Annotated in this window: 14 protein-coding genes; 3 read left to right on the forward strand and 11 right to left on the reverse strand. The window is 46.8% G+C overall.

Translation table 11 applies throughout. The annotated features are described in order from the left end of the window. Positions 1 to 8: 8 nt before the first annotated feature. The 3 genes from M3P05_RS13570 to M3P05_RS13580 form a co-directional block, all read right to left on the reverse strand. Positions 9 to 887 (reverse strand): putative RNA methyltransferase, encoded by an 879-nt coding sequence (locus M3P05_RS13570; RefSeq protein ID WP_249700262.1) that lies wholly within the window; start codon positions 885 to 887, stop codon positions 9 to 11. A gap of 58 nt (positions 888 to 945) precedes the next feature. Then, complete coding sequence (locus tag M3P05_RS13575; RefSeq protein ID WP_249700263.1) at positions 946 to 1,356, reverse strand: CBS domain-containing protein; 411 nt, start codon at positions 1,354 to 1,356, stop codon at positions 946 to 948. A 469-nt stretch (positions 1,357 to 1,825) separates the two neighbouring features. After that, a complete protein-coding gene (locus M3P05_RS13580; protein WP_249700264.1) occupies positions 1,826 to 5,308 on the reverse strand; it encodes a ubiquitin carboxyl-terminal hydrolase in 3,483 nt (1,160 codons plus the stop codon). A gap of 174 nt (positions 5,309 to 5,482) precedes the next feature. Here M3P05_RS13580 and M3P05_RS13585 point away from each other — a divergent pair, with 174 nt between their 5' ends. Then, positions 5,483 to 5,710: a hypothetical protein gene (locus M3P05_RS13585; protein WP_249700265.1), complete on the forward strand. Its 228-nt coding sequence runs from the start codon at positions 5,483 to 5,485 to the stop codon at positions 5,708 to 5,710. Positions 5,711 to 5,780: 70 nt separating this feature from the next. Here the strand turns inward: M3P05_RS13585 and M3P05_RS13590 are convergent, their stop codons facing one another. The 3 genes from M3P05_RS13590 to dapE all read right to left on the reverse strand — a co-directional run bounded on the left by M3P05_RS13590 (position 5,781) and on the right by dapE (position 8,863). Beyond that, positions 5,781 to 7,334: a hypothetical protein gene (locus M3P05_RS13590; protein WP_249700266.1), complete on the reverse strand. Its 1,554-nt coding sequence runs from the start codon at positions 7,332 to 7,334 to the stop codon at positions 5,781 to 5,783. Positions 7,335 to 7,433: 99 nt separating this feature from the next. Beyond that, on the reverse strand, positions 7,434 to 7,721 hold the full coding sequence (locus tag M3P05_RS13595) for an antibiotic biosynthesis monooxygenase family protein (RefSeq protein ID WP_249700268.1): 288 nt from the start codon (positions 7,719 to 7,721) through the stop codon (positions 7,434 to 7,436). Beyond that, positions 7,721 to 8,863 (reverse strand): succinyl-diaminopimelate desuccinylase, encoded by a 1,143-nt coding sequence (dapE, locus tag M3P05_RS13600; RefSeq protein ID WP_249700269.1) that lies wholly within the window; start codon positions 8,861 to 8,863, stop codon positions 7,721 to 7,723. The genes M3P05_RS13595 and dapE overlap by 1 nt, the downstream gene beginning before the upstream one ends. 130 nt (positions 8,864 to 8,993) lie before the next feature. On the opposite strand from dapE, the gene M3P05_RS13605 reads away from it, so the two are divergent. Beyond that, the gene (locus M3P05_RS13605; protein WP_249700270.1) at positions 8,994 to 9,305 is read left to right on the forward strand and encodes a hypothetical protein; all 312 of its coding nucleotides are present in this window, start codon (positions 8,994 to 8,996) and stop codon (positions 9,303 to 9,305) included. Between the two features lie 363 nt (positions 9,306 to 9,668). Here the strand turns inward: M3P05_RS13605 and M3P05_RS13610 are convergent, their stop codons facing one another. From M3P05_RS13610 to M3P05_RS13620, 3 genes are all read right to left on the reverse strand, one after another. Further along, positions 9,669 to 10,058, reverse strand: coding sequence for a DUF2721 domain-containing protein (locus M3P05_RS13610; RefSeq protein WP_249700271.1), 390 nt, complete (start codon positions 10,056 to 10,058; stop codon positions 9,669 to 9,671). 89 nt (positions 10,059 to 10,147) lie between these two features. After that, on the reverse strand, positions 10,148 to 10,633 hold the full coding sequence (locus tag M3P05_RS13615; RefSeq protein WP_249700272.1) for a LabA-like NYN domain-containing protein: 486 nt from the start codon (positions 10,631 to 10,633) through the stop codon (positions 10,148 to 10,150). A 6-nt stretch (positions 10,634 to 10,639) separates the two neighbouring features. Continuing rightward, a complete protein-coding gene (locus tag M3P05_RS13620) occupies positions 10,640 to 11,212 on the reverse strand; it encodes a hypothetical protein (protein WP_249700273.1) in 573 nt (190 codons plus the stop codon). Positions 11,213 to 11,476: 264 nt separating this feature from the next. Between M3P05_RS13620 and M3P05_RS13625 the strand changes: the two genes are divergently transcribed. Continuing rightward, a complete protein-coding gene (locus tag M3P05_RS13625) occupies positions 11,477 to 12,535 on the forward strand; it encodes an alpha/beta hydrolase (protein WP_249700274.1) in 1,059 nt (352 codons plus the stop codon). A 20-nt stretch (positions 12,536 to 12,555) separates the two neighbouring features. Here the strand turns inward: M3P05_RS13625 and M3P05_RS13630 are convergent, their stop codons facing one another. Further along, positions 12,556 to 13,452: a hypothetical protein gene (locus tag M3P05_RS13630; RefSeq protein ID WP_249700275.1), complete on the reverse strand. Its 897-nt coding sequence runs from the start codon at positions 13,450 to 13,452 to the stop codon at positions 12,556 to 12,558. A gap of 160 nt (positions 13,453 to 13,612) precedes the next feature. Next, positions 13,613 to 14,395, reverse strand: coding sequence for a DUF547 domain-containing protein (locus M3P05_RS13635; protein ID WP_408635916.1), 783 nt, complete (start codon positions 14,393 to 14,395; stop codon positions 13,613 to 13,615). Positions 14,396 to 14,427: the final 32 nt, after the last annotated feature.

A 14,427-nucleotide genomic window follows, 5' to 3' on the forward strand; every position in this document is an offset into this window, starting at 1 on the left:
TTCGGGCCTCATTGACTGACGGTGTTGTTAGAAGGGTTGCTGGAAGATGCAGAATCGCAGGGCTGATACTTGACCACATACAGGCGCATATCAATGCGACAGGTCAACTGTTCCAGCTGTTGCAGCTGTTCTCGCTGAGCAGGCTTGATATGCCAGTAGTGTGGAGTCATGGCCAGCAGATCCTGAATCGTCTGTGACCCTTCCAGCTGAATGGTGTCGGATACCGGCTCCCGCCTGACCAGTTCAAACTCATCTGGCAGCTGGGTCAGCAGTTTATCTTCCTGGTAAGGGCGAACTTCGTCATAGATCTGCTGGCGGAGTTCCAGAAGATGGTCAGGACCCGGTCCGAGAATCAGGGCATGCCCTCCGGGGCTGAGAACCCGGCCGAACTCAGCCCAGTCGATACGGGAAAAGACACTGACAATAATATCTGCAGAATTATCCGCCAGAGGAATATCAGCAACACTGGCAACCAGCCATTGGATAGATTTGATTCTTCGGCAACAGGCCTGTACCGCAGATTTAGATATATCAAAGCCGGTCATATCCGCCAGGGGGAAAGCCTTGGCCAGTTGTTCCGTGTAATACCCTTCTCCGCACCCAGCATCTATGAAGACAGCCTTTTCGGACGGGTGAGCCAGTTCCCGTGCTGCCTGCTTTAATGCATTTGCAGGCTCTTGATAGCAGCCGGTATCCAGGAAACGGTTACGGGCCTGAACCATCTCCGGATTATCTCCTGGGTTGGCACTGCGTTTCTTCTGGACCGGCAGCAGGTTCAGGTATCCCTGGCGGGCACGGTCAAAACTGTGCCCACTTTCACAGCGGGCACCTTTGTCATGAGGTTGAAGAGGCCGCCGGCAGACCGGGCAGCGAAGAGGAGATGACATTTATGATTATTCAACAGCTTTCAGAAGAATCGGATTGTACCTTGTCTTCAGTTGAAAATCAGACGATGGGCTTGCAGTGTTTCATTTCATCACTCAGGGCCTTGAGGACATCCTGACGGTAGATAATGCCAACCAGTTTGCCTTCATCCAGAATGGGATAAATCTTCGGTTTTTTGTTGGCCATCATCTCGGCGACATTGATCAGAGAGGCATCGGGAGTCAGTGACAATGGTTCTCTCTGGATCAGATCTTTGACCAGTGTCCGGTCATCGCAGTGATAGGTACCCGAGATCATTGGCAGGATGCAGTCATGCTCAGAGACAAAACCTATAAGCTCTTTATTGTCGTTCACAACAGGAAGGCCGGGGAGATCTGCCTGGATGATCTTTTTCACGGCATCAGTCAGTAATAAATCCTCAGTGAGATAATCAATATTGGTACGGATAATATCCCTGATAGTGGTTTGCATGGTGGTTCTCCTGAGTAGTGCCTCATCTATTTATAGCATCGAGAGCCCGACTCAATGACTTTGCCAGTGAGAACAACAGGCTTGTTACGGTTATTTATTGGCCTGTTGACTCCAATAGTACTCTTTTTTATTTGAGATGGGAGTATTAGCGGTGAAGAGTCCAAAAGTCGGCAGAACCCGAGGTGATCAAATAAAATTTGGATCATATGTAAAGGGCGGCAAAAAAAGAGGGACGGGTAAAACAAATAAACCGAGTAAGACCAAAATGGCTGGCCATACTGTAGATCTGCAGCCTCCCGATCATAATCTTTGTATAAAACTTATGCTGGTAAGAAAGAAGCATTGAGCCCGGTATACAGGCTATTTTCAGCACAATTACATAGCTTTTGCTTTATATTCATTGCTTTTTCAGGCTGGGACCCGATACAGAGATAGTGCATCTTGGGTGGTGCAATTGTGGGCTGAATTTCTACATCTGAGGCTCATCTGGCCGCTCAAATAACAACATATAAGGTTGAAGATCCAGACTGGCCAGTATCTGAGCAACATCTTTGCCTGATGGTGATTCTTTGTCATAGTATTTCATATACTCTTCCAGCTCCAGAACCTTTAAGTCATCTTCTACCGTTATCGTTCTATCGTCGTTAAATTTCAGACTGATGTAATGGCCACTTTCAGCCGTCTTTCCCTGATGGCATACCAGATGTTTCAGCCGTCCCTCCACTATTTGTTGCTGACCCTGCTCATTGACCACTGGCAGGTGAATACCCTGCTGTATACTGTTGAATACTTCTGCCGCCTGTTTGCCTTTTTTCGTTACCCTCCCCAGATCATAATCCATTCCAAACATATTCAATCCCACAGAAAACTGGCGGCAGGTTTTCGTGTTCATTTGAATAGAGTTGGATCGCGTGCCCTTCAGTCTCAGAACAGGAGGCTTTGTCAAATGATTACGATGATACTCATACGATTGCTTTTTGGTCTGTCCTTTCACCAATACGGTTTTAGGGTTCACCCCCTGCTGTTTCAGGTAGTGCGGATACCAGTGTTCAATATCAAGCCCTGCTTCTTTCAACTCCTCCTCACTCCAGTCATATTCTCCTTCCACGTCTCCATAGGCTTCCTGGAGGCAGTCATTAAAGGTAACGGGGCACTGTGACTGATTCAGCTTTCCTTCATTAAGGTAGCGCTTGACCCTCATAACACCTGCTATATCCTGTGCAAACCCTTCAACATCTTGGGGAGAAAACGTTGGCTTTGATGTGACCTTGAGGTGTTCTATCCACAATGATGGCAACACCTTGCTCTCTCTGTCGACGTAGAGCCCTCCTGATTTATCCCTCTTTAAAAGACAGCCATTCTGGTTATAAACAGGCTTGCCTTTTGCCGACATTCCAGGCATTTTCTCTGAGGGGCGAGGTTTATAGTCTTCGTTACAGAGTAATGGTCTTGCCAGGCAACCATGGCTGTCCAGTACCGCTACGCCTTTTAGCTTCCGCCGTTTACCCGAGTCGGAATACTCAAGAACGATCCCACCATTGTCCAGCAACCTTAAATCAGCGCCTGAATTATATTTACCCAGATCTCCCAAATACTCTGTCTCTGCCTCCCCCTCACGGAGTAAGGGGAGGTAGTCACCCCGCCTCTTAGTGTTCCCTTCCATAAACGTGCAGTCACGTAACAGCTGCATATTTTCATCCACTACCAGAACATCCTCGTCGAGACACCGGTCTGCCATATCCTTTATATGCCCCAAAGCGGCTCCGGCACAGCGTTTCAACGCAACCTCACTGGGGTCAGCAGTATTTTCCAGATTATGATAATCAGCCAGTTTCTTCTGCAACACCTGTTGATCGGCCATGTAATAGTGGGAGGAGGCCATAGCCTGAAACCCTTCCGGTGTCAGTGCCTGCGTTAATGCCTGAATCGGTCCCGGCCTGTCAACCACAGGCACCTGCAGCATAGGTTCAAACAGCGTATTTTTGCTGTATCGGGTCAACTGTTTTCCACCGAGTTCACACGTTGTTTTATTGGGTGTGGCTATTTGTACTTCAGATTGCGCCTGCAATTCCAGCACATCCATAATGGCCAGCAGATACTGATTGGCGTCATGCTGCTCAATCGGTCGTGGACAATTAAAGAGCTGCTGAACCATTAAATGATCCTGCCGCCCGAGCGCATGCATTGCCTGCATTAATCGCAGCTGATGTCCGGCAACTGAGTGGGGCTCTACCTTACCTGAGCGAATCGCATCACAGGCCTCCCATAAATCGACAACAGCGTCCCGAACAGCGGATTGAGCCTCGGCATACTGCCCTTCATATGTCTTCTGCTTGAGTTTCTCCAGAACCCTCGGTTCCAGTATCGACATCAGCATATTGGTAGAGGCATTAAACCAGCAGTTATGGGCCCAGTTAGCCATGGCTGGTCCGGCAAGTCGGACATTAACCTTCTGGCGTTCATTAAAAAAGGATTTACAGGCAGGAAACACCCTCTCGCTATACTCCCTGTCCACGTCGTTATAGATCAGCGAAAGACTCTCTTTTTTATCACAGGCTGTTTTGATGTCCGGCAAGAACGCATCAAGCAGGCCCGATTTGTGAATGAGTGCGAGCTGTACATAACTGAAGGGGCGCTTATCTTTTTCAGCCTCTTCTTGAAGCAGCTTAAGGTATTGCAACTTTTCGGGGAAATCCGCTCTCTGCAACAGGGGACAGTCTTTGCCCCAGGCTTCTGAAAGAATAAGATATTCTTGTTCATCAGCAATCAGCTTCATACCAATCAACTGCTCTTTCAGGGATGTGTAGACCGGAGTAGAAGCTTGGGCAGCAACAAAATCTTTAACCGCAAGAGACCGCGGGGCGTCATCACCTTGATCAACCTCTCTTTTCTGAAACACCTCCCCGATGGTCAGTTTCATGTAGATATCGGTATTCGCCAATTTTGCTACCCTGCTACCATCTTTATCAAACCTCTGGATGTCAGTGTTTGCGTCTGTCTGGATTTCACACTCAACAGTCACACCCAATGCGCTGGCGATCACGGGAATAAAAACCTTGTCAATAGTCGGCCCATTATTACCCTGTACAAATGAACGAAGCTGCTCTGCGGTTGGCCATCCTTTTCTCGGCTGTAAAGGATAACCATCAGAAGCGGGAGTATCTCCTGTACGGTTCAATAAATTCTGGCAGTGGGTTTGCAATTGCTGCTCTATTACCGGCACTGGTTTATTGAGACAGTAACCAAGGTCAAGGTACAGCTCGCTCACCTTAGCCGAGGCCCGGGGAGAAACATATAAACTGCCGGCCTCATCAACAGGTATTTCAATATCATGCTGTGAAGAGGACCGCTCATTTGCGTCTTCTCTTGCTTTCCGGGCTTTTTCAATCATCTTCTGCATTCTTTGTATTATTGATTGCCCGCCAGGCATTACAGCAGGAGTCCCACCTTGCTCTTCAGCTTTTTTTTCTGGCAGCTGCTGCTTATATTCAGCCTTTTTTTGTGATATTGAGCACTGTATTGCTTTGACCGTGGCTGCCTCAAGCTCCGGCGCGTCAATCATCAAGCTCTCAAGCATTTGCAATTTGGTTTCAGTTGGCAGGGAAAGCTGGTCCAAATTCTGGATCAAACGCTTCATCTTATGCTTAGCCTGAACATTTTTAATTGTCGATTTGGATATAGTGTTGATACTTTCAAAGTTGCGACATTGTTCCGCCAGCCAGACCAGCGGCCTTACTGTCAGGTCATTTGGGGTCTCCACTTTGGTAACTTTTGCGTAGCCGGCTTTTCCTTCCAGACTCTGTACCGTCTCTGTAAGCTTTTGAAGATGCAACTCCGGATCAACACTGGTAACACCGTACCTATCAAATTCTCCTTTATTAGCGCTGCAGTCATAGGCCACATCCTTAAGAGAACTCAGTTCTTGCGCTGTCAGTTTTTTTAAAGAAAGCATCTGGCTACCTGCCTGAATATATGTCCATTGACAAAAAGGCTAGTACATCATTTCAATGAGAGTGGCAGTTGATAGCTCTGTTGACAGTATGACTCCCGAGAAAGTGCATGCTGTTGTGTTGGCCGCGCCGCAAGATCCTTAGTTTGGAGCCTAAATGAACGGGTGCTCTTCCAGATGTCTTCTTCTATCGTTTCTCGCACTGATCATTCTTTTACTCTGCAAATTGAAGCATCCGTGTCTCACGAAAACATGCTGGTCATTGAAGACAATTTGCAACAGGCTCTCAACGAAGGTAGCCGTCTGCTGAAAGAGCTGGATGCTGCAGAGTTGCCCCGTAAAACCACAGCTTTAATTGAAAAACGCCATAGAGCAGTCACATATCTGAAAAATAATCTGTCCTGATGCGATATTCCATGGCCGCGAAAAATGACTGGCCAATCGGTTCTGGTGTCACAGAAGCTGCATCAGTGTATTAATTATTCATAGAGCATCTCTGCAAGAAAGGTCCCGGTGGTGGAAGTTGTATTAAACGTGGTCCGGCGTCTGTTTGAACAACGACACAGGAAGCCGTTAGATTACTCATCATTTGGGACTGAAATCGGGCACTCGCAAGTGCAGGAGGATTAAAACAAACTGGTGCTGCAATATATTGGGGAGCAGGGGGCTGGGCTGTCATTAATTGAGTTAGTAGGGGCTGTGAGTTATGTGCTTGCTGTCTGCTGCCTCTGTGGTGGTGAGAGTGAGATGAAGATGGCGGTGTTACAAAGGCTGGAGGGTTTACGATTACACTGTTGGCACTTATTATTGGTGAAGGAGTTTCGGTGGGCTGATTTTTAGAAGGCTCTCTTATCGGTTTCTTAAGGTTTGTAACAGTCCGGGCAAGATTGGTAAGCTGTCTATTATACTCTTGTTTCCAATGTTCATTTGCAGCCTTTTCTTCATTTAAACTAGTTGATAGACTGGACACTTCAGTTTTTAAAGAGTCATGATTTTCTTTTAGTTCTCTATTTTCTTCTGTTTTGGAATGTAACTGACTTTTTAAATCATCATGAAGACGTTCGTGAGATTTTATTTTTTCTTCTAATTCTGCAATTCGGTCATTCTGATCACTAAGAGATTGAAATAGCTCCCTATTTTTGTCCCCAAGTTTTTGTACTACTGCACCTAATGTTGTTGTTTGGATAATATCATTAAGTGCTGGGGGGCTACTGTCAAAATTATATGCAGTTTCTTCAGAGTCATCGCTGTCAAGTAAAATATACTCCCTCCAGTCAATTGCTGGTGTACTGATGTAATCGATATTTCTATAGTTAAAAGATGACACGTCGAGCCAAAGTATTCGAAGAATTTGAAACCAAAGATCTAAAAACGCTTTTTTATTTTTAGTCGTCATTTTACTGATGCTGCTGATAATATCCTTGGCAAACACTTTTTTATATGTGTATTTTGTTTTGATTTTTTTTTCTACATCTTTTGGGGTTTGAAAAGGTGCGCCACCACGTAAAAACCAGTATGAGTGATCCATTATGGCTTTAAGTTTCCCGAATTTTCTTACTGCTGTCTTTCTTTGCTCATGGCCAGCTTCAACAACTTCTTGGGGAAAAATGTCTTCAAATGAGGTTGGTTGTAAACTGTGGTATTCGCCTGCTTGATCCCAGAAATAAGCTATGGCATTCCAGTCTGATGTTGGAACCCATGACGGTTGATCAGTGATTGTGTAGTACTTTTTCAGCTTTCTAAATCCCAATCTCTCCAGTGAGCGTACGCGTTTTTTTATGTCAGCTCTTGAGGCAGGTGTTTCCAAAAGAATGGCTATTGCTTGAGTCGAAAGTTCAGCGAGTAAAACTTCAGGGGACAATGGCGTGCTTTCTTGATCCGGTTTGTCAATATATTGCCAAATCCCACTGGGTGATTCGGTCGGATCGTCATCTCCCGATTTACTACCACTGGCAAGTAGTTGTTGAACCATAAGAGTAGAAAGAAGAAGAGGGAAGAAAAAAAAGGTTTTCCAGAAAGCTTTTGGCAAACGACATTCCCTCTAGGTGTGTGCGAGAGGAATTTTAGCACAGGGAAATGTTTTGACGGGGTTCATTGCTGGTGAGGACTGTACCAAATATTTGATGGGCTAGTAACCGTAGGATTTCTCTACCTTCGTGATTTCTACCGAATACGATTTATACCACTTCTCCTTACCAAGCCTCTGGGCCATTAGGTGGTCTGACTCTTTTTTCCACTTATGAATGCTTTCAAGATCAGGCCACCAAGAGAGTGCTACCTCTTGGTCCCCATCCATCATGGAAACAAAATCAAGGCAGCCAAAACGGTTAAGGGCCATTTCCCTTAACCATTCGGTCATTTGTGAATATTCATGGTCAATGGTATCAACCGTGGCCCTGAATATCACAACGTACATCAATCTGTTACCAGCAGATTAACCATGATCTGCTCATAAATATCAGACAGGGTGTTCAGGTCTTCTGCGGTGATCCGCTCGTTCACCTTGTGAATTGTTGCATTACAGGGGCCAAGCTCCAGAACCTGCGCACCGGTGGGGGCAATAAAGCGGCCGTCGGAAGTTCCACCCGCCGTTGACAGTTCTGTCTCATAACCACAAACGGTTCGAATAGCTTCAACAGAGGCATCAACCAGGTCCCCTTTAGCGTTCAGAAAAGGCTGGCCGCTTAAATGCCATTGCAAATCATATTTGAGGTTATGACGATCCAGCAGTTGCTCAAAGCGGGTGCGTAAACCGGTGTCAGTCTGTTCCGTTGAGAAGCGGAAGTTGCAGACAATATCGACACTTCCCGGAATCACATTGGTAGCGCTGGTACCAGCATTGAAATTTGAAATCTGGAAACTGGTAGGTGGGAAAAACTCATTGCCCTGATCCCATTCGGTGACAGCCAGTTCGGCAATTGCTGGGGCACAGGTATGTATTGGGTTCTCCGCCAGATGCGGGTAGGCCACATGACCCTGAATACCTTTAATTGTCAGTTTTGCACCGAGAGACCCCCTACGACCATTTTTGATCACATCGCCCACTTTCTCAGTGCTAGATGGCTCTCCCACGAGGCACCAGTCAATCTTCTCGTTGCGTGTTTCCAGTGTCTCAACCACCTTGACGGTACCATTGGTAGCGTCACCCTCTTCATCGCTGGTGATCAGCAGAGCGATGGAGCCTTTGTGGCTGGGGTGTTTGGCTATAAAGCGCTCAATAGCTGTGACGACAGAGGCAATACTGCCTTTCATATCCGCCGCACCACGTCCACACAACATGCCGTTATGAATGGTTGGCTCAAAAGGAGGAAACTCCCACTCTTCTTCCGGACCAGACGGGACAACATCGGTATGACCGGCAAAAGTAAAGAGTGGGCCGGAATCTCCACGGCGCAGCCACAGGTTGTCGGTATCATAAAAACGCAGATGTTCGGCTTTGAAGCCAAGCGGAGCGAGTCTGTCAGCCAGGAGCTGCTGGCAGCCTTTATCTTCCGGGGTAACGGAAGGTCTGGAAATCAGGTCAAAAGCCAGTTCGAGGGTAGGGGAAAGCTGAGTCATAACATATTTTTCTAGTTTCTATACGCCAATCATAACAGAAGGTGTTTGCGTCTTAACCAGCTTCTAATCCATACTGAGGAAATTGCCGTTACCAAAATCAACAAAAAGAGATCGTATAAAGGACATAATGATGAGCAGCTCTCAGGTACTGCTGGCACACTTTCCAGAGAAGTTTCACTCATTATCCTGTAGCCATGCCCGAATTTATGTCGGGGTGGTGGAGAAAGAGCAGGAAGGTATGTATCAAATTGGCTGGGCCATGTACTTCTACGAAGATGAAGAACATACAAAGCCTGGCGAGCCTGCTGTGGAAACCGATGAGGCTGACCTCTCCTTGAGCCCAGATGAGCTTAATGCAGTGCTTGATGCTTATCAGCAGCTGCCATCGATATATGGTGACGATGATATATCCTGCAACTACAAGCTGATTGTCGCTCACTGATCAGAATATCCTGATGTTTTCCATAGCCTGGCTTGGTGTGCTTTGATGTTAAGCACACCGTCTATCTAGGCTTTGCCAGTCCCCTGTAGTTAAAGGCTGCAAATCGCGGGGCGGCGGGGCAGGTAGCAGTTGTCTCTGGTTGCGAACCTGGGGCGAGCTGCAGGCCATATGAACCAGCTTTGGCAGAATAAAACGATCATAAAAACTCATTGGAAGTTCACTCCATATGCTTTTCCCAGAACATGGTTTTACCAATTTCAGGGTTCAGCCAGCTATTGCCTTTTCTCGGGACTGGCCGGTCAGTGGCTGCTTGGCCAGCTGGCTTATTCGACTTCCCGGAAATCACTTCATGAGTGAAGGCTTCTATTCCATATGACGAAGCTCTACATCCAGCGCAGCTGTTGATATGTGAATCTCAATGGCACAGATAAGAAGCGAAGCGAGAAGGAAGAACAGACAACCTCCAAATACCAGAAGCGCCTCATGTTCCATGCCCAGGTACAGGAGAAACATGTCCAGTACGCAGAAGATAAAGCTCAGAATACCCAACCCCTGCATATGTTTGATCAGCATCAGACGGCGGTGAATAATCCCAATCTGATCAGTCAGGCTGCGGCAGTTTGGGTTGGTTTCGAACTCCTGGTGCAGGCTGCGAACCAGTGCTGCCAAAGCCAGAAACTTGTTGGTATAAGATAGAAACAGCAGTGATATGGCAGGGAAAAACAAGGCTGGTGTAGTCAGTGTCAGTTGCATTGATAACACATGTTGATAAAAGGTGGGAGCTGGCGAGTTTATCCCTAGTTGAAGTCAGTTGTATAGATGAAACGCTCTTTATTTCCCACTCATGGTTGCTTGTTCATAAGCAGAGAGGCATCAATGGGGAAATAGCGGTTGGCTGCATGGATCAGTGAGGTCGCCGTTAGCTGGGGAACACCGTATACCTCAGTTGAAGTGCCGTGTTTGGATGAAGCACGGTCAAGAAGCATATCAAAGTCACCATCGCCGGAGGCCAGAACAATAACATCCACCTGGCTGGCATAGTCCATCACATCCAGAGTAATGCCGACATCCCAGTCACCTTTGGCAGACCCATCGCTTCTCTGAATAAAGGGCTTGAGTTTTACCTCAAACCCTATGCGTTTCAAAATATTCTGGAACTGGCGCTGTTTTTCATCACCACGGTCAATGGCATAGGCAAAGGCTCCAACAACTTCACGACCTTTGGTCGCTTCAGCCCAGAAGGCGCTGTAGTTGAAGTTGCAATTGTAGGTATTGCGAGTGGTGTAATAGATGTTCTGAACATCAACAAAAACAGCGACTTTTTCCATCCAGTATTATTCTGCTTTCTCGTAATTCTTTTTCATCTCTTCAGAAGCAATACCGTATTCATAGTTGGCCAGGTAGCCATCTTTGTATACGGTCATGCCATTTGGATCCCAGCTTACATGGATCACAGCGGTTTCACCATCGGTAGAACCCAGCAGACGCAGAACCTCATCATCGATCAGGAACGCTTTGAAAGTAGCTGTGCGCTTGTAGGATTGGAATTTATTGGTCAGTGGCTTGTTCTCATAGGTTTTCAGCCATTTCACCTTAGGCACCAGCCATTCATTGTAATAACCCTCGGCAATGGGTTCTGGCATACGGGCAATAACAACGCTATCGGTCACGGTATTAGTGGTTTCTTTAGTGACACCACCTTCGCCATCGGACACCCAGGTAATAAATTCCTGACCAATTTCACTGGCGTTGGGCAAACGGCCCAGAGTTGGGGAACTTTTGCGGTAATTATCAGCATTATCGAAACGCTGCATGATTTCCGGAATATCCTGCATAACGACAGGAGCCGCCTGAGCCAGACCAAACAATAGACTTAGGCCAAAAGTAAGAATAGCTTTTTTAAACATAACCGCTTCTCAGGGAGAACAGTGGGAGTGGAATGTTAGAGCCTGCGATAAGATTATGAACAGGCTCTAAGAAGCTGAATAGAATAACGCTTTACAGCGGTTCGTGAAAAGACAGTAGACGCTCGTCTTATAGAAATAAGCCTGCTCATATCGATTTATTAGCGATCATGTCAGTTGAATGTTATAAAACGTAAACAACGGGCATGGAGCCCACATTGAATAATAATGATAAAAACTGGCTGGTGTTGTTCAAGGGGGAACTTCGTGGCTAATGCACTCTTTTCTGGTATTGCCCGTTTTCTGGTTAAACTCAGTTCGCCTCATCCTGCGTGGCTGGCTATGGATCGCGATCTTCGCAAACTGATGACACTGTTTCAGAGTCTGCCTCCTCCTGAAAAGCAAGCTCCCCATAAACTTCGCAGGTCTTACAGGATGTCAACATCCCTGTGGGATGAACCCGCTGACCCCTCAGTCACCAGCCATGATGAAACCATTGAAGATAATCTGACCATTCGCTGGTACAGCTCCGCAGGAAGCAATGAACGGGGGCTGGTGTTTTTTCATGGTGGCGGAATGATGCTGGGTGATTTGCAGAGCCATGACCAGTTCTGCAGAAGACTGGCAGCCCGAAGAAGTATGGCGGTGGTTGCTGTTAATTACCGGCTGGCTCCTGAAAACCCATTTCCAGCAGGCGTTGAGGATGCGATTCGGGCCTGGAATCATATTGTTGAGATCTGGAAAAGCCGCAACAAGGATATGCGACAGCTGGGCATTGGTGGTGACAGTGCCGGTGGTTATCTGGCCACCCTGGTCTGCCAGCAGGCGATTAAGTCAGGCCTGTCAGTCAAACCTGTTGCTATGCCGGCCTGGCAATGGCTGCTTTACCCGGTTACAGACTTGACGGATAACATCAGTGAATCCTGGCGTGTCTACAGCCATGATCTGCCTCTGACCAATAGAATGATGCACCGGTTTATCGAGAGCTACGCTGAGCGTGAGCAGCTCGCATTACCTGAGGTTTCACCGGCTCTGGCCGATTCAGAGGTTCTGGCACAAATGCCTGCAACAGCTGTTATAACCGCTGAATTTGATCCGTTAAAGGATCAGGGGATTCGTTATGCAAGGTTGTTGAAGTCAGCCGGGGTTTCTGTGGTGCAACGCCATGAAGCCAAACTTCCCCATGCCTTTATTCATTTTTCACGGATATCATCGGGTGCAAAACTGGGTATTGAAAAAGCAATCAGTATTATTGATCAGATCTGCCTGCAGGCTCGAAGAACACTGCCTGGGCAGATAGAGAAGGTTGAAGAAGAAACGACTTAGGGCAGCTTTGTCAAAGCTGTCTAGCAGGATGTTTTCAGGTTTTTCATCAGTTCCAGCTTGAGAGCAGTAGGCGCTGCAAATGAAGAACCTTTTAACACTTTCCAGAAGGTTTTGGGGTAGTCGGTTGTTTTTCTAAAACCGCTTAGCTGGTTGAGTGGGATATCAATGCAACGATCACTGTTCAGGTCGTATCCCAGTGGTTTTCCATAAGCATCGTCAATCCGCACCAGCTGGTAGGCAGCCTGGGCATAGGTATCAACAAAGGCGTTGTTGGCGATATAGCTGTCGAGTTCTGACTCCACGGCACCAACAGTGACAACACCCTCTGCGAAGGAGAAGGTGTTTACCATATTTCGTCCACCGTTACCGGCAATGGTGTAAATCATTACGTTTTTACTGGTTAGCTTTTCCAGTTCCGTAATGATCAGGTAGGTGTCCCGCCATACTTCTGAAGATTTCCCCATCTCTTTGACTTTGTTCTTGTAAGCCTCAGCCTGAGTGGTCTCCAGTAATGAATCAAAGTTACTGATTAGGGTTGATGACTCCCAGGAGAGAACCAGTGCATCGATGGGCTGACTGGCAAAGCGGGCATTAATTTTCCTCAGGTTGTTAAGAATCTCTGAAATCGGAGAACGGTTATCCTGAATCGGGTAAGTAATAAAAGTGAATTGGTTATTGCTGGCCAGTAAGCGAACCAGGTCACCGTGATAGAGAGGTTCTTTCTGATCATCGTCATCAACATCAACCAGACCATAAAGGGCAAGATGCTGATCTCGCTGCTCTGCGGAAGAGAACCCCTCAACAGGAGGAAAAAAACGGTCAAGAATGGCAACCCGGTAATAGGGTTTTTGAGTATCAGCCAGCGAAAACTGTGAAAATAAGGCAAAGAAAAGGAAAGCTCTGGAAAACCAGTGCATACAAGCCCCCAGAGGAGAAGTTACGCGTTGGGTATTCCATGGCTATCGGCCTGGGTAACTTTTTTTTTACCATGGAAATACCTGTTTCATCCCCGGAGGTGACGAAACAGGTATTTCTCGCTCATGGCTGCTTGAGGGGGTATGCGTAAGGTTTTAAGGGTTATGGCTTTTGGTTTAAATTCCAGTCGTACCTGTAAGAAATGTCTCCGTTAAAGCCTTTCAGTTTCTTTGCCTGTTCTGGAGTTGAGAAACTGGCCAGATGATTCAGCAACTGCTGGCGGTTGCCAAAATCTACGCCATACCAGTTATAAATACTGGAGAGTTTCAGTTCATTGCCCGCAAACTCCACACCTTTGTTCTGGGCAATATAGCGTTTCGCTGCTGCATTGAGCATGTCTTCAACGTTTGCACCATTCCAGGCTTGGGGAAACAGGTCGGGGCAGCCGATACTGGCACAGTTCACTGCGTAATGAATACGGCTGTCTTTCCAGATAGGTCGCAGAATACGGTGCTCAATATCATTCAGGGTCAGCTTCTGACCTGCAACTGAGGCAATTTCATTGTCCCATGGCCCAAGGCCAAACCAGCTGCCGATACTTTTAATGGTATCCACTGGATAATTTTCCAGCACCAGATTTACGGTGAGGGCATTATAAAGATTGACCCAATAGGCGAACTGCTCGTTCTTGCTATAGTTTCGTGGATCAATGCTTTGGAGCGTGTTCAGGTAACTTTTCAGTTGCTGCTTGTCTGCGCTTGAGACACTCCGGTAATCCAGAACAAACATATTGAGATTATGATTTTCTGAAACATACTGCTCCAGAAAAGAGTTCCAGGCTGAATGATTAATTTTATTCTGGCTGGCAGGGTTACTTTTATCCCAGAAGGCCCAGTATTCAGCTTTGGGAGCAGCCTGTAAGCTGAAAGAGCACAATATCAACACAAACGCAGATAAAAATGAATATATTTTGGGGA

The organism is Parendozoicomonas callyspongiae, assembly GCF_023502345.1.
GTDB lineage: Bacteria > Pseudomonadota > Gammaproteobacteria > Pseudomonadales > Endozoicomonadaceae > Sansalvadorimonas > Sansalvadorimonas callyspongiae.

Excerpts from the sequence above, each read along its gene's own strand:
- M3P05_RS13570 (WP_249700262.1), bottom strand. The coding sequence starts at position 887 with ATGTCATCTCCTCTTCGCTGCCCGGTCTGCCGGCGGCCTCTTCAACCT.
- M3P05_RS13575 (WP_249700263.1), bottom strand. The coding sequence starts at position 1,356 with ATGCAAACCACTATCAGGGATATTATCCGTACCAATATTGATTATCTC.
- M3P05_RS13580 (WP_249700264.1), bottom strand. The coding sequence starts at position 5,308 with ATGCTTTCTTTAAAAAAACTGACAGCGCAAGAACTGAGTTCTCTTAAG.
- M3P05_RS13585 (WP_249700265.1), top strand. The coding sequence starts at position 5,483 with ATGTCTTCTTCTATCGTTTCTCGCACTGATCATTCTTTTACTCTGCAA.
- M3P05_RS13595 (WP_249700268.1), bottom strand. The coding sequence starts at position 7,721 with ATGTACGTTGTGATATTCAGGGCCACGGTTGATACCATTGACCATGAA.
- dapE (WP_249700269.1), bottom strand. The coding sequence starts at position 8,863 with ATGACTCAGCTTTCCCCTACCCTCGAACTGGCTTTTGACCTGATTTCC.
- M3P05_RS13605 (WP_249700270.1), top strand. The coding sequence starts at position 8,994 with ATGAGCAGCTCTCAGGTACTGCTGGCACACTTTCCAGAGAAGTTTCAC.
- M3P05_RS13610 (WP_249700271.1), bottom strand. The coding sequence starts at position 10,058 with ATGCAACTGACACTGACTACACCAGCCTTGTTTTTCCCTGCCATATCA.
- M3P05_RS13615 (WP_249700272.1), bottom strand. The coding sequence starts at position 10,633 with ATGGAAAAAGTCGCTGTTTTTGTTGATGTTCAGAACATCTATTACACC.
- M3P05_RS13620 (WP_249700273.1), bottom strand. The coding sequence starts at position 11,212 with ATGTTTAAAAAAGCTATTCTTACTTTTGGCCTAAGTCTATTGTTTGGT.
- M3P05_RS13630 (WP_249700275.1), bottom strand. The coding sequence starts at position 13,452 with ATGCACTGGTTTTCCAGAGCTTTCCTTTTCTTTGCCTTATTTTCACAG.